2 protein-coding genes (1 of these 2 cut by a window edge) are annotated in these 17,029 nt (G+C 67.6%); both read left to right on the top strand.

The annotated features are described in order from the left end of the window. Positions 1–125: 125 nt before the first annotated feature. Positions 126–2,066: a hypothetical protein gene (locus OHB12_RS11260; protein WP_327118741.1), complete on the top strand. Its 1,941-nt coding sequence runs from the start codon at positions 126–128 to the stop codon at positions 2,064–2,066. Beyond that, positions 2,063–17,029 carry the beginning of a LacI family DNA-binding transcriptional regulator gene (locus OHB12_RS11255; protein WP_327118739.1) on the top strand. 36,954 nt of this gene lie beyond the right edge of the window, so only the first 14,967 of its 51,921 coding nucleotides appear in the window; it begins with the start codon at positions 2,063–2,065; its stop codon lies beyond the right edge, outside the window. Before OHB12_RS11260 ends, OHB12_RS11255 begins: the two co-directional genes overlap by 4 nt.

Genomic DNA, 17,029 nt, shown 5'->3' with positions numbered 1-17,029 from the left:
CGCTGATTCGGTGCTATCGAATTTCGATGGGGTTTCGGTAGCGCGTGTGTGGTGTGGTCGGTCCGTCCCTGAGTATTTCGGGCTGTGTGTCCGATCTTATTTCCGTCGGGTCCGGGTGATCTGACATGGGTATTCCGTTTCCTCCTCCGGGGATGGCGTGGCTCAGTTATCTGGTCGGTGTCAAGCTGCCGACGATCGATGAAGACGACGTCGGCCAGGTGCAGCAGGGTTTCGAGCATCTGCAGCAGAACATCAACGGCACGGTGATTCCGGTGGTGGCCATGGCGCGGAACAAATCGCGTCGGGCGTATCCGGAGGGTGACGGCGCGGATGGTATCGACAAATATTTGGCGCGGATCATCTCGCACAACAAAAGTGTCGCGGGTGGCTATGGTGAGCTGGCCAAAGGGATTCACAGTTACCGCGGTCAGGTCGTCTCGGCGAAGCTGAACGGTATCTTCGGGCTGATCTGGATGGGCACCGAGTTCGCCAGCAGTAGTCTGTGGGGTCCGGGTGCGCCGTTGCAACAGGCGTACGCGGTCGCCTCGACCCGGATCTTCTTCCGCTGGCTGGCCTCGCGTGTGACACAGGAAACCGCGGAGATCCTGGCGCGTATGGCCACCAGGATCGCGATCGAGGACACCCCACGGCTGGTGCAGTGGATCACCAGTGACGTGGCGAAAGAAATCTTCAAACACATGGGGAAGGAAGCGTTCCAAGAGTTCTACCAGGGGACCGGGCAGGAGCTTCTCGTCGAGGCCGAGATGATCCGTGAGGGTTATCAAGAAAAACTGGACTGGGAAGCGATCAAACAGAACGCGGTGATCTCCACCATCGCCGGCGGTATCGGCGGTATCGGTGGGCTCGGTATGCAGAAGCTGACCCAGAAATTCAACTGGAACAGCGGCGCCCGCTGGGACCGGATACGAACCGGTGTCGTCGTCGGTGGTGGCGCGGGGCTCATCGGCCAGGTCGGAGCGATGGTCTCCAACGGCCTGATCTACAACAACTGGCAGACCGATATCTACGCGTGGTCCGGTGGCGTCGCCGGTGGCGCGGTCCCCGGAGTGATCGGCGGGTTCCGCGCACCCCGGGTCGGTGAAGGCCAACGGATGCGCCGCAGCGACTTCACCCTCATCGCCGGACAACCCGATATCGGTGACGGCACCACAACCAGCAACCCGACAACCACCACCACAACCCCCCCGATAAACACCAACACCAACACCGGCACCAACACCAACACCAACACCGGCACCGGCACCAACACCGGGGCCGGCACCGGGGTCGGGGTCGGGAACGGTCGGGCGTCCGGCGATACCTCGCCGACAGCGAACACGACCACGAATCAAGGGCACAGCAACACCACCACCGAGCCCGGCCACGCCGAGGGGAACGGGTCCGATACTGCGGCGGCATCGAACACCACCGAGGACGGATCCCCACAAGCATCGCAAGCCTCGGCGTCGACCGCGCCGCCTGCCGCGGCAGCCACCACCACTACCGAGACCGGTGCCGGACCGGCTGGTGGTGCGGTAGGCACCGACCCGCACGGTGGGGCGCTGGTCACCGGAACCCAGCACAGCGAACCCACAGCAGGCCTCGGATCCACCGGGAACACAGCCGCAGACCCCACCCCGGTCGACGGGCAAGCCACCACACACGCCGACACCCCTGCCCCGCCACCGGCGCCCCCGCCACCGACACCCCCGCCACCGACACCCCTGCCACTGGTGGGCCTGCCGCCGGCGCCCCTGCCGCCGGTGCTGGTGGGTCTGTTGCTGGTGGGCCTGCTGCTGGTGGACCGGCGTCGGGGTCGGGTGCGGGCAGGAGTTCGGCGGCAGTGCCGGGTGGCTCGAGCCAGGCCGGTAGCGGTAGTGCATCGAGTACTGCCGGTGCCGGGCGCTCGTCGTCTGCCGCGTCGGGTCGGCGCGGTACGAGCGCGGACCGGTCACGGTCGAGCGCGGTACCGGATACCTCCGATACCGAGCCACGAACAACGCCACGCGCTGCCGGTGCCGGGGCCGCCGGATCCGACGCAGCGGCCGCTTTCCGCAACATCATGAGAGACACCACCGGAATCGTCGCAGAAATACAAGCGGCCAGCGCGCCCAGCCACGCCACCAGCGACACCACCAGCGACACCACCAGCGACACAGCTGGCACCCAGGCCGAATCAACCGCCACCCCCGAATCGGCCACTATCCCCGAATCGGCGGCCGATTCCTCGACCGCGCAACCGGACACGAGCGAGACCGGCGGGGGGCTGGCAGATGACCAACAGGCCCCAACCCACTCGCCCGACCCCGCCACAACCACCCAGTACAACGGCGAGACCGGACCGGAATCCCACGGTGAGCCTCGGGCTGGTTCGGACACTGATGGCGGCACTCGGGCTGATGGCGCGACTTCGGATGACCCGGCCAGGGGTGGTGATTCGGATTCGCGCACTCCGGATGACACGCGGTCCGACGGTGAGGTCAAGCCGGAGTCCGATGGTGAGGTCGGGCCGGAGTCCGAGGGTGAGTCTCGGGCTGGTTCGGACACTGATGGCGGCGCTCGGGCTGATGGTGAGTCTTCGATTGATCCGGATGGTGATTCGGATTCGGATTCGCGCACTCCGGATGACGCGCAGCCGGATGGTGAGGTCGGTCCGGAGTCCGAGGGTGAGTCTCGGGCTGGTTCGGACACTGATGGCGGCGCTCGGGCTGATGGTGAGTCTTCGATTGATCCGGATGGTGATTCGGATTCGGATTCGCGCACTCCGGATGACGCACAGTCCGATGGTGAGGTCGGGCCGGAGTCTGATGGTGAGGTCGGGCCGGAGTCTGATGGTGGGTCTCGGGCTGGTTCGGATGGTGATTCGGGTTCGGGTGGTCGGGGTGATGGGGTTGGTCCGGGTCCGGAGGTGGGCAGTGTCGATTTGACGGGGCAGTGTGCTGCTCGGTCGACGAATGTGTTGGCTGCGCAGTATCCGACTGCGGGTATTCGGCCGGTGGGGTCGTCGGATCCTGCTGGTGTGGGTTCGGATGTGTATCAGAGGCAGATCGGTGCGGAGTTGGTCCGGTCGGGGAGTGGGTTGGCGCCGAGTGCGTCGTTGGAGTCGAAACGGTTGTATAGCGAGGCTGCGGCTGAGCGTAACCGGTTGCGGGAGGAAGCCGAGCGGGTCAAAGGGCAGCAGCGTACGCGTCAGAAGAAACGCACGAGGCGGGTCGGGCGTGTGCAGGGGCGGTTGGAGACCGCGTTGGCGCGGGTGCGGGACGGGCAGCCGATCGCTGCGGGTTTGCGGCAGCAGTTGGATCGGGTGTCCGCGCGTACCGGTCGAACCACCGAGCAGGTGTTGACACAGCGTATCCAGCAACTGCAGGACCGTGCCCAGAGCCGTGAGCGGGTCGAGGGGCAGCGGACCCGGGAGCGTGAACAAGAGCTGGAAACCAAGGCCGGTACGGAAAGAGACCGGCTGCTGAAACTGTCTCGGGATACCGGGCAGGTCACTGGTGAGCGGTGGCGGCGGATGTCGCGGTTCGATCAGCTCGAACACCAGACGATGGTTCTGGGTGAGGGCGCCACCTTGGTGACGGTGCTGGCTTTCGATACCTCCGGGGACAACACCGTCGGTGGGCATGTGGTCCATTTATCTGTTGAGCATGGTGTGGTGATGATCTACGACCCGGAGACCGGGTTGAAGAAGGTTTTCACTCCGGAGGCGATCCCGGAGGTCACCGACAAGATCTGGGTGACCGCGATCCGGTTCGACGGCTCGAAGCTGACCCCTTACACCGTGAATGTCGTCAACGGCGCCGACGACGAAGACGAGCGTGACCGGGTGCGGCGGTTCCTCGACGCGGATGAACAAGACCGGTTGAAACGGCAACTGGATTACGCGTTGGACCGGTTACGCGCCGAGCATCGCGATACCCGTACGCAATTCGATGACCTCGCGCGGGCGGCGGGAGTCAGCGACCCGGACGTGCTGGATGCGTTACGCGACCCCGACCGCTACACCGATGCGCTGGCCCGGCTCCCCGCGCCCGCGCTCACCGAGACAATGACCGTCGCGGAGCAGGTGCGTCTGCTCGAGGCACGGGACCGGTTGCGTGACAGCGTCGCTCACCTGCACAAGGTCGAGCAGACCATGGACTCGTTACAGGAAGCGTTGGGGCAGCCACCGGACCCGACAGCGACCCCCGCCCAGCAGTCCCGCCACCAGCAGCGGGTGGTGGGGCTGCTGGGCGCGGTCACCGACTGGGTCGGAGCGCTCGAGGATATCCGGACCTTGGCCGCGGGCGTGCCACAAGCCCAACTACACCGGTTGCTGGCCGGAGACTTCGAAGCAGAACTGGCCTGGCTGAACGAGACCAGGCCCGACGAGACCAGGCCCGACGAGACCAGGCCCGGTGAGCGGTTGGGTAGGTTGGCGGCGGTGGTGCGCCGCGCCCCGGTGATGGCCGAGAACCTGCAGACCGCCCAGGAGTTGCTGGCCAGGTTCGCGAACCCGACCCCCACCAGGCAGGCCGGGGCCGGGCAGGCCGGGGCCGGGGCCGGGGCTGGGGCTGGGGCTGGATTGCAGAGTCAGGTGAGCCGGCAGGTGGGTTTTGTGCTGGCGCGGTTGAACCAGCAGTTGGATACCGCCCGTAGGCAATTGAATACCGCGGCAGCAGGGTTGGGTGTGGACGAGGACACCCACGCGGGGTTGCTGTCCCCGGAATTCGAGACCACGCTGGCCCGGTCACCGGATTCCTCGCAGTGGCGGGTGGTGTCGGCGAACGCGCACTACTACCACGAGCTTTCCGCTATCGCCGACCAATGCACCGGGCTGCTGTCGCGGATCAACGACCGCACCCGGCATTCCCCGCAATGGCTGACCGATACCACCACCTACGCGACGCAGGCACTGGCATGGGCTGCGGCAGTACAGGCCATGCACGAGGCCACGACCTACGGCAGACCCCAACCCACCCCGGACGCGGCCCCGGACGCGGCCCCGGATGCGACCGGTCCCGACGGGCTGCCTGATGCGCGGGGGCAGGCCCGCACCCCGCAGGAGCTTCGTGCGGAGATCGCGCGGTTGGGTGAGCTGCGGGAGCAGGCACGCGCGCGGCTGCAGACCGAACAGGAAAGGTTGGGAACCGCGATCGCTCAGGCCGCCGCGCAGATCACGCAGCGGGAATCCGACCTGGCCGCGCTGGATTCCGACCGGACCGTGTCGGCTACCCAGCATCGCCGGTTACAGGCCGAACGTGACCTCGCGGCAGGGGGGCCCCGGTGGCGCGACGGGCCGGCGTTGTCGCCGCAAGAGCTGGCCCGGCGAGAGGGGCAGTTGGCCCGCCAGCAGCAGCAGCTGGGTGAACGCCAGCGGATGCTGCAACGGCAGCGGGATAGCCTTGCCCGCTCCAGACAGCGGCTGACCACGCAACTGCGTGCACTGGAAGAATCAGAAACCCAGCAACAGATCAACGAACTCGGACACCGGATCGGCCAGCTCCAAGCACAACTACCCGTCCAACCACCCCCGACCCCGGCCACCGACCCCGATTCCGGCCCTGATACGGCCACCGGCCCCGATACGGCCACCGACCCCGATTCCGGCCCTGATACGGCTGCCGGCCCTGATACCGACCGTGATGGTGGGCTGCGGGCGTGGGGTGGGCGGGTGTCGGAGGCGGAGATGGGCAAGCTGATCCGTCGGGTTTTCGATTGTTCTGATGCGTTGGGGGATTCGTGGCAGAAGCTGGAGCGTGAGCAGCTGGATCTGGGTTCGGTGGCCGGGGTCACCGACACGAACCAGCAGCGTGACGCCGATCGGGGTGTGATGGTCGGTGAGGTCGTCATGGTGGCTGGTCGCCCGTTCCGGTTGGCGGTCACTTCGGCGGGGGTGCCCGACAGTGTGGAGGGGTATCGGGCGGCGCCGGTCGCGGCCGCGGCGGCGCGGGACAGTCTGCGGACCTCGTTGCAGGAGCATGACCCCGCGACACCGGTCACCGAATCCGATCGGGCCGAGATGGTGCGTGCCGCGATCGATGCCGCGCAGGCCGCGGTCGTGCGTTTGACCCGCCGAGATCACACCCGCCGGATCAGTGAGGCGCTGACCGCGGCGCAAGCACAACTGCCCGAAGACGCTGACCCGTTGAGTGAACCCGCCCAAGCGCAGATCCGTGCGCGGGTGCGCCGCCAGATCGACACCGAACTACTCGAGGGTGTTCGGCCACCACAGGCCAGTATCGCGGTGGTCGTGTTGGATACCGGGATCGATGGCCAGCCGGGACAGTTCACCGCGGGCTCGGTCGGCGGTGACCGGGTCCAAGTACTCGACCCGAACAACCCGGACAACTCCCACACCATCACCACCGACACCGACACCGACACCGACACCGACACCGACACCGACACCGATGTTTCCGGGGTCGGTCACACCCTCGGCTTCAGTGTGCCGGACCTCAACAACACCGACACCGGTGCTGGTGCTGGTGTTGTGACTGCGGGTGGACCGCCGACCGATCCGGGCCGCTACATCAGCAGTGGTGTGGTCACCGACTCCCAGGTGTTGTTGCTGCATACCGCCGGGTTGGGGGGGACCTCGCGTTCGGTGGCGTCGCTGGCCGGGGAGTTCGCTAGGCATCCGGATGATCTGAGCACGGCGATGACCGCGCTGGCCGACAACTCCCCGCAAGACCGGGCTCTGGCCGGTGTCGCGGTGTCATGCGCTCCGACCGAACCACAACCACCCACCACACCACAACCACCCACCACACCGCGACCACCCACCACACCACAGCCACCCACCACACCGCGGCCAGGACCGGGGTCGGGGCGGATGGCTGATGCGGTGCTGGCGGCGGGGGTGGCTGATCTGGCCGGGTATCACCTGGCCCGCCAAGATTTGAACGAGGCAGCCGAGGCGCTGCGTGCGGCGCGGCGGCTGGATCGGGAAGCCGGACACCGGCCGGGGGATGGGCCCGGCCGGCGGGAACGGCAGGCACGCACCCTGACCCGGCACGCGGCCCGCAGGCTGGCACAGTTGCAGACCCGGATCGATGCACTGTTCGACACACTCGACGCCCACGCCGACGCCGACGCCGACGCCGACGCCGACGCCGGTGTGGGTGTGGGTGTGGGGCTTTCGCTGTCGCGGCAGCAGCGGTTGCGGGACTTCGGTGTGGTGGTGGCGCGGTGGAACCTGGTCGATACCGCGTTCCGGGCCGCTGATCCGGTAGACGAGGCCACGAGGCGGTCGCATCAGGAGGCCACCGGGGCGGTGCACGCCGCTGCCGCGCGGCTGGCCGCTGATCCGGTGTTACGCCCGATCGCGCAGGTGGACGGTGGTTGGGGCCGAGTCGAGTTCGCTGATGACGCCACCATCGCCGAGGACATAAATGCTGCGGTCGCGCATTTCGATATCGATCTGGGTGAGGTTTTCGGGGTCAGTGATCAGGGTGCGAACGCGGCCCGGCCCGATAACCAGGACTGGATGGACTGCGAGGTTGTGCATACCCCGGTCGGGCCGATCCGGATTTCGGTGGTGTGTCACGGTGAAGACGCCACTACCGATGCGCGTCGGGCTGCTCGGGTGGCCGCGCGGGTAGCCCGGCAACGGCTGGCGGGTTTCGCTGTTGAGGAGCAGGGCGAGTTCACCGCGGAGCAGGCCGGCCAGGCGGTGCGTGATGCCATCGACGCCGCGCAGGCCGCGGTGGTGGCCTTGACCGACAGTGACTACGCGCAGGACCCGCATCCGCCCGAGACCACGATCGCGGCGGTGATCGTGACACCGGGTCGGGACGGGAAACCGTCCCGGTATGCCGCGGGCAGTGTCGGTGATACCCGGGTCCACATATTGCGGGCCCGTGGCGAGTCCGAGACGGTGACCGACGAGGACCCGAACGCGCTCGGCCGTGACGGGGGTCCACGCGAGCGTGACGATCCGCTGCACGGGGACTATGTACACACCGGTGAGCTGGCGGGCACCGATGTGGTGGTGCTGGCCACCCGCGGGTTGTGGGTAAACAACCCCGACCCCGACGAGATGGATCTCGTGCTGGATGAGGGGGCCAACCGCGACCTGCGGGATATGGGCACCCGACTGGTGAACCGGGCACTGCTCAATGGTGCGCCGGGCAATGTCACCGTGGCGCTGGTGTCAGCGACTACTGTCGAGTCGACTCCGCGGCAACTGCCCCCGCCTGCCACGCGGATCCCGGTCTGGTTGCGTCGCTCCTACCGGGTGTTGTCGCAGGAATACAGTCACGCCCACGACGAGTTGTGGCGATTGGCCACCGAGGTGGGGGTGGACCCGGAAACGGTGGTGACCCCGCAGGGATCGGCCGCGGTCATCGCGGAGCTGACCGAGGCGGGCCTGGTCCGGGGGGTGCGGCTGCGTCTGGAACTGGCGGCGAATCATTTCCACGACATCGACACCCGACAACGTCAACTACAACGGTGGCTGACCCGCCCGGACACCCACCCGACACCCGAATTCTCCGACGAGGACACCGACTACCTGATCGCGTTGTCGAATTGGGCGGTATCCCGCCGCGAGCTACACACCGCGATACTGGCCGCGGTCGACGAGTCACTCCTACAACAACGCGGTGAACACACACAACTGCTGCTACAACTACCACAACTCCTCAACAACCCCGACCCCAACAACCCCGACCCCAACAACCCCGACCCCAACCTCAACAACCTCGACCCCAACCACCCCGACCTCGACCTCGACCACCTCGACCTCGACCATCCTGCCGGTCTGGGTCGGTTGCCGGCCGGCCCGGCAGTGGCACTCGCGGTCGGCCGCTACCGCGAGGCCGCCGCCGATCTGACCCGCCACCGAAGCCGGCTATCGGACACCAGCTCCCGCGACGGGAGCTTGGAGATCCCGCCCGGGCTGCGCCGCGGCTACCGGATACTGGTCGCCGAACACGACAACGCCCGGCAGCGGTTGAGCGGGATACTCGGCTCGCTACCGGTCACGATCACCGATCTGACCGGTGCCGACCACCACACCGCGCTGGAAGCCCTACGCGAGTTGGCAGCCGAGGCCAGCACCGAGCAGGACGTGCTACGACAGTTGGCCCTCGAGGTAGCTGCCGACCCGCAGCAGCTACAACAGGTCACCACCGAGCTAGCCGCCTCGCAAGAACTGGTACGCCGGATCGAATGGGTACAGGACCTCACCGAACGCTATCACCGGGCACAGGGTCGGATCCTGCGTCTGGAACAACGTATCCGTGAGCACGGCGACGGACGAGACACCGTGGCTGCTACCCCGCGCCCGACCCTGTCCGCCGACCCCGGGGTGACCGCGCAGCAGCGTGAACGGGCGGCGCGGCGGTGGCGGACCATTCAGTGGTTCGCGCAGTCGGCCGGGGACCGCGACCCTTCGCCCGCGGATCTGGGGTCGTTGTGGGCGATCACCGATTCCGGAACGCAGCGGGCGTTGATCACCGCCATCCCGGAACTGCTCGTCCAGGCCGAAGGGCTGCCGTTGGAGGTTCGTGACGAGGCGATGCGGCTGATGCTGCGACGGGCGCAGCGGCAGGCCGATGCGGACCCGCGGCAGTCGGCGGGGACGGATCTGCGGGTCGAGTTGTTGTCGGCGGCTGAGGCGTGGGCGGCGCAGGTGCCTGGGCATCCGGCGGTGCGGATGGTCGGCGAATCCGGGGCCATGTTGGTGATCGGTGACTTGGATGCCGCCGAAGAAGTGCGGTACCACGCGGTGGATCAGCGTTCCCGGGCGGGGGTAGGGACCTTGATGCAGGCCACCGCGGCGGCGGTGGATGATGTCGCCAAGGCCGGGCGCCCGACCGCGGCGGTGGTGTGGCTGGGCGCTGAGGGTGCCGGGTTGGCGGGGGCGGTGGCCACGATGCTGCGGACCCGGACCGACACCAACCAGCCGCTACCGCAGGTGGTGCTGGTCGGGCACGACGACCTCACCCCGACACCGCAACCGGATCCCGGCCGGCCGCAACCGGACCCGGACCTGGTGCTGCACGCTTTCGATGACGGGGCGTTAGCGGCGTATCAGGACCGGATCGATATCGACGTACCCGATCCGGGGGTGGTGGCGTGGGAGCTGTCTCACCACCTCGAAGGTGTGGCCAACAACTGTTTCCCGGAATCGGCCCGCAGTGGGTTGCTGCGAATTCTGACCAACCTGGAACGCGATCCCGATACCGATCCGGCCGTGCTCGCCGACCTGACACGCCGGATCCAGTTGATCGACCTGTACGGGGTACCCGACCACGGGATCAACGGTGTTTTCGGTGCGATGCTGGCCGGGGCGGGCTGGGCCCCGGACGGGTTCGCCGACTTCGACGCGATGGCCGCCGCGGTCCCCGAAGACGGTGTGATGATCGCCGCGGTCGCTTTCGACGGCTTCCAACACCACGGTGTGGTCGGCTCCCACGCAGTCGAGCTCTACCGGGACAACGATCAACTCATGGTCCAAGACGGCGACCGCCCCCCGATACCCTACGAACTATGGCGCCGCCAGCTGCCCCCGGTAGTCAGCTTGCACGGTATCGCGATCAACCCCGACGGGTCAGCAGTCGACCCCCTCGATGACCAAGGCCGCAGCCAAGGCACCGCCGGGATCGCCTTCCCGATCTCCAACATCGGTGCACTCCCCGGTGATCCCGGCTTCGGCGCAGCCACCACCGGCCTGGCAGACCGGCCGCTCAACCCACCACCACCACTGACGCCCGAGCAGACGCAGGCCCGGCTGCAACGAGAACTGGCCGACCTGACCGCGCGGCGAGACACCGCGCTCGCCGCGGTGAACAACGCGGCAGACAAGTTCAACGAGCTGAACCCGACACGCACCGAGCGTGCGGACCAGGACTCGCGGATCGCGTTGCGCTCGAAGGGATTCCTCGCCGAACTCAACCGGCTGGCGGGTACGTTGCCCGCCGAGTTGCCCGCTGACCCGGGGCCGCTGCTGACAAACGAGGTGCTCAACCCGTCGCTCGACCCATCACACACCCAACCGCCCGGGTGGCAGGTACTGGCCGCGCACACCAACCACTACCACGAGCTGGCCGACATGGCCGATCAGGTCACGGTGTTGCTGGCCGAGGTAGCCGAGCGGGACCAGCATTCGCCGCAGTGGCTGGCAGCGGCCGGGCGCTTCGCCACCGCACTCCCCGCGTGGGGCACCGCACTGGACGCGGTCCGCGACGCACACCTGAACCCGATCGACAACGCCCAGGGACGCGAACTCATCCGCCGGGTCGCCGCCGCGACCGACCCACTGCGGGCAACCTGGGCGGCCCTCGCCCGAGACACCATGGATGCGTTCGACACCGCCCTAGCCGTGCCGGTCGGCCCGCTGCACACGGCGGCCGATATCCGACTGGGCAGTGAACTGTCCGGGTTCGCCGACGACGTCGGTGTGCAGCGCACCGCCCTGCGCGCCTCGCTGGCGGCGGCGGGACAGGAGTTCGGGGTACACCCGGACGGGCTGAGTACTGCCGACATCGATCTGCTGCGCAACGGTCGGGACATCAGGGTCGCCGCCTTGGCCGAATTGTTGGACCTGCACCCGCTACAGCTGAGCATGACCCAGATCGGCATCCTGGCCGATGCGCCGGACCTGGGCGGTACGGAACGCACCATCGCGCGGTCATGCTTGCGCTACCAGCATGCGCTGGACGTCGCGAATCAACTGTGGCGGATGGAAACCTGGGCTCGGGGTATCGACGCGGTGGAGGGGGGGTTGCGGCAAGCCGCCGAGGAGCGGGCCGCGGCGTACGAGCGTTACCGGAAAATGCGCGAGGCGCACATCAGGTCGTTCCCGTCGGACCTGGACCTGTCCCACGATCCCGCGGCAGGACAAGTGAACCAGGTGCTCACCCGGCCCTATCTCAGTTATTCTCGACGGCTGCTGTCCGCGGCGATAGACGTCCCGGACCCGCGGCGACGTTCGTTGCATCAGCTGGCCGCGGTGGCCAGCGAATACGGATATTGGAACCGGGTAGCCGAGCATCTGTCGGTACAGTCCGGGCAGCTCGACAGTGTCGCGGGAGAACGTCTGCGGCTGGCGAGACAACGCTTGAACATCGAGGCTCGGTTGCGCTCGCTGGCCGAGCAGGCCGGTGTCGCCATGGACGATCTCGGCGCACTCGAATATCGGCGACAGCGGTTGAGCGCCCTGTTCGACGAGGCGAAAACCCAACTGGTGCGGCTGGGGGATGCGCAGCCGGAGTCGGACCCGGTGACCGAGGCGTTGGCGCTGCGCGTTGCACGGCTGCGGGAGATGGTCACTGTCGCGGACGAAGCCGACCGGATCGCCGACCACATCGAGAACTTCGACAACCAGCTGGACCAGGCGTTGGCATTGCCTACTCGGCAGCGGGTGATCGACGAGGTTGCCGGAGATGCGGCCGGGCAAAGTCTGCTGTCCGATACCCGGTTCTACGGATCCACCTCCGCCGTCGGCGTCGTGGACGGCAGCGCCGCGCCGGTCGTGGGGGCCACTGGGCCGTCGTTGGCCGAAACCGCCGCAGCCGAGCCGCCCGAGATCGGTCATCTGCGCGAGCGCCTGTTCGGCAACGAGCAGCGGAAGATCTGCGGCCCCGAAGTGCAGCAGCGGATCAAGGACGCCTTGGGTGATGCGGGTGCCGACATCGAGCCGGTGGTCGTCGACGGCGAGGTGGAGCTGGACGGGATCACCGACGAACAGTTCGCGCGCGGCCTGAAGGGCGGATGGCGGGATAGGCCGTTCGGCCACGGTCGTCGCGGTCTCGCTGTGGCGGTGCGCGCGGTGCGCCACGGCGGCCGGATAGCAGTCGGTGGTGTGATCCAGCTGGAAAACAACGTGGGCCACCACGCTTTCGCGGTCATCCGGGTCACCCAAGACCTGATCGACCGACATCACCTGCCGCAACAGTGGTTGGGCCGAGTGGTGGTGTACGACAACGCAGACCCGGTCGCCCGACACACCACGCCTTCTTCGGGCCTGGCGCGCGCCGCGGCAGCCGAAGGCGGCGCGAGCCGGGGATGGATCGACCCCGACGAGGTGGACGCCTGGCTGGACCGCGCTGCCGTCGGCGCCGGCCAGATCGACGGCGTCGAAATCGGGGTCAAGGGCAAGCGGCTGGTGTCGTTCGAAGACCGCCCCTATCTGGGCGACGAGCGCGTCATGATCGGAGCCCGCCCGGAAGGCGGTGATGACTCGCCGAGAGCCGACTACGAGGGGGATGTCGTCCCGGCTGTGGCGATTCCGGCGGAATTGCGGTCGGACTATGTCGATGTGCTCGCGGAGCGGAATGCAGCGGCAGCGGAGATAGCCAGGCTGGTCGCGGAGCGACAGCTGCCGGTGGATCCTGCGCGATTGCAGTCGGATCGCTATGACGACGAGCTGTGGAGGCTCGGAGATAGCGACGATTTAATTGTGGGTCGACCTTTCCTGGAGCGAAAACGCGACGAGTTCGCGTTGTGGGGCGCGGTGTTGCGGTATCAGCAGGCCACGCGGATCGCCGAGCGGCTGGTCAATATTGCTGTTGCCGAACAGGATCCATACAAGCTGTCGCAGCTGGAGGGGCTGGCGCGGGATTACGCCGCCAGTGCCCGGAAGTGGATTGTGGCGCGGGGGAGGTTGGTTGCGGCTGTCGATGAGACAGTGGCCGCGGTGGCGGAGTTGGAGATGGCGTACCCCTCCCTGGGGGTCGACACGATGCGAAATGGCATCCGTAACCTGGCCTTGCCACCCAGGAATCGCCGAGACCCGGCGCAGAACGAGGCGGACTACGAGTACCGCGCGGCGGTGGCACAGCTGAAAGAGCTCGACCACCGGTTCGACGGAATGCAACCGTTCATTGTGCCCGAGCCACCGAAAGATGCGGCGGTATCCGACTCCGATCCGCGGGTGGCGCTGATCCCGGCGGAGTTGCGCTCCGGTTTCGACGCGGTGATCGCCGAGCGGGATATCGCGGCTGCGGAGATGGCCGCCTTGGTCACCGAGCGGGACCTGCCGGTACGCTTGGACGACCTGGATCGCCTAGGCACCGAGAAGTACCTGGAGGAGCTTCGCGGGCTGCAAGGGCGCGCTCGGCTGGGCTGGCAGCCGCTGGCGGAGATGGCCCGCGATGAGGCCGCGCTGTGGGCCACGACATTGCGCTACCACGAGGCCAACCGGATAGTCCGGGGCTACTTGGAGTTGGCTGCTTCGCAGTCGGACGGCGTGTTGGCGGACTATGCCTACGCGGCAATGGAATGGGCTGCCGCGCAGCGGCGGATCGCCTCGGTCGGCGGTGAGACCGAGGCCGCCGCGGCGGAGCTGGCATTGGCCCAGCCCTCGCGCGAGGTGCGGTGGAAGCTGGAAGGTCTCCACGAAGAGGGCCTGATCGACCCGGATCGGCGCACCCCCGAATTGCGTGCCGCTATCGACGGTCACCGTGTGGCGACCGAACGCATTCGCGAACTGCACCAGCGTATTCCGGGCCCGCAGGCCGGTCCGTCTGGTCCGGCCAGCGAGCTGCGGGTCCCGATCACGGACCTCTTCGTCCGCGGCCGACAGCTACTACAGCATTTCCGTGCCATGGACGCTGTTGCGCCGCTGAATGATTCGGTGGTTCCCTATGAATCGCTTCCGTACGCACACGAACTCAACCTGTGTGGGCAGTGGCTGTTGGCGGATGTCCGGGGGTTGACCGGCCGGGACCTGCCGATTCCGGCGAATGCCGGGTCTGCGGGCATGTTGGTCCTGGATATCGAGGACCTGATCGGCGGCCAGTCGAGGCGTTTCAACGGCGGTGTCGGGCAGCTGGCCCGGATCCTGGACAACTGGGGTGTGGTACGCGACGGGGACGGGTCCCGCAGCGGTGACGGAATGTCGGTGATGGTGTTCGACCCGACCGTCACCGGGGAAGGCCCGCACGGGGACCTCGGCCACGCCTTCTGGCTGGTGCGTCATGTCCGCAGCGACGGCACCTCGTGGATCGAATTCCGCGACCCGGGCCGGGGCATTTTCCGGCCCTTCGACCCGACCGATCCGGACGACCCGGTCCATGAACTCGCCGGGTCCGCGGTGTGGGGGCTGTACCTCGACAAGCGGGGCAATGCGCTGCGGTTCCCCGGCCCACGGGACGCCGAGTACGAACGTGTCCCGGCGGAACTCCGTGTCGGACGCAGCGCTGTGGCGGAACCGGGCACCGACGTGCTGCGGCTGCGCAGGCACGCCGAAATCCGGTTGGCGCGCCTGCGGGCCGCGCTGCACAAGGAACACGGGCCGGGGCCGGTGCGGCGCGGATCGGATATCTGGAACGCGGTGATCGCCGGTCGCAGCACGGCACGGGAAATCGTGGCATCGGCGTACCGGCTGGCGCCGGAGGATCTGCAGGGCGACGCCCGCGGCCAGTTCGTCCTCGATGTGATGCGCGAGCAGTCCGGCCAGTCCGATGACATGCGGGCAGTGGCACGCAACTTCGAGCACTACTTCACCCAGGGGCGGATGCTCGAGGAAGTCGAGCGGCTCGAGCAGCGCATCCAGCAACTCAACGAGCTGGAAGAGGCGGTCCTCGACGGTGCAACACTGCCGAAGAACCAGCGACGGCAGCTGCAGGCGGAGCTGGCGCAACTCGATGAGCAGGCGCGGCACCTCGGGTGGGTCGACGCCTGGGGTTATCTGACCGACAGCGGCGAGATCGATGTCCGGCGACACGATCTGCACCCGTTCGCCCCGCACCCGGGGACACCGGCCCGTGAGCGGTTGCAGCAGCAGCTGGCTACCGTCAGCGGGGAGCTGGCAGGCCATCTGGGGGTCGATCCCAGCACACTGAGCTCCGTCGACGACTTGCAGCGGCGGGCGGCGCGGACCGGGGCGCCGGAGAACCTGGTGCGGAAATTCCGAGAGCTGGTGGATCTGGCCCAGCTGGCCACCGCACTCGACCAACGCGACAGCGAGTTGCCCAGGCTGACTCACGAATTCGACAACCGGGTGGCGCAGGCCACCGCCGGAAAACTGCGGAACTACGGCGGTGAGACGGCGTGGCCGAGCACCACCGGTGAGCTGAGCTCGATGCTGCTGCGGCTGCAGAACGAAACGGCAGCAGGCCTGCATATCTACCGGAGCAGGCTGATCGAGCTTGGCGGGCCGTTCGGTGTTCACCCCGATAGCGTGGGACCCCACACCGGCATTCGCTTGCGGATGCTGCGCACCGAGAAGGCCGCGGCACTGGTCGACCTGATCAATTCCCTGGAGCTCGACCTGCGGGTCACCGAGGAACAGTTGACCCCGCCGTTCATCGCGGACCTGACGGCGCAGTGGATGCTTCGGTCGGACGCGACCATATTGGCCGCCGCGGAATTGTTCGACCTCGACCAGGTGATTGCCGATACGAGCTCGTTGTTCGTCGCCAACAGCCGGATCGATGGGATCGACACGCTGGCTGCCGCGCTGCGCAGAGTGGCACTGGCCCAGCACCGCAACCGGATGCGGGTCCGCCGGCTGGAATCCGACCGCCGCCGGCACACCGAGGCAGAGGCCGAACACCACCGCTGGCAGCACTGGACGGGTCGGCTCGACCAACTCACCGAAGCGCTGGAGATCCTGGCCCGCGACGGAGCGCCCGCCCCCCGATCCTCGGCCGAACACCTCAATGTCGGGCCGAATTTCGATGTCCTGTTGGCCGAGCTGTCCACGCTGCTGGCCGGGGAACCGCTGCTGCTCGATATCCCGGATGTCTTGCAAGGCAACTGCGCCCCGCCGGTGGTCGACTTCATCCGGGAATTCATCGCCGAGGTGACCGGACGTCCGCCGACCGCACCGCCGTTGGTGGACAAAGGCTCGGCGTGGATCCAGGGCCGCACCGAGGGCGAGATCGCCCGCGCGGTCGGCGGTGACTGGCATCCCGGCGGATTCGATTCGCTGTGGGACGTGATCCGGCATGTGCACGACAACGGTGGGGCCGTGGCGGGCGTGATGAGCTTCGGTGGCGTCGGCGGACATGCCTTCGGGGTTCGCCGAAATGCCAAGGGTGAGGTGGTAGTCCGGGAAGTCGACGAGCACGGGGTGCCCCGCACCTACACCGGTGAC

Source organism: Nocardia sp. NBC_01730 (assembly GCF_035920445.1).
Classification (GTDB): Bacteria; Actinomycetota; Actinomycetes; order Mycobacteriales; family Mycobacteriaceae; genus Nocardia.
This window is presented reverse-complemented; position numbering and strand designations above follow the sequence as displayed.

What these genes read in the sequence shown, in the direction of transcription:
- OHB12_RS11260 (WP_327118741.1), top strand. Translation starts at nt 126, where the DNA reads ATGGGTATTCCGTTTCCTCCTCCGGGGATGGCGTGGCTCAGTTATCTG.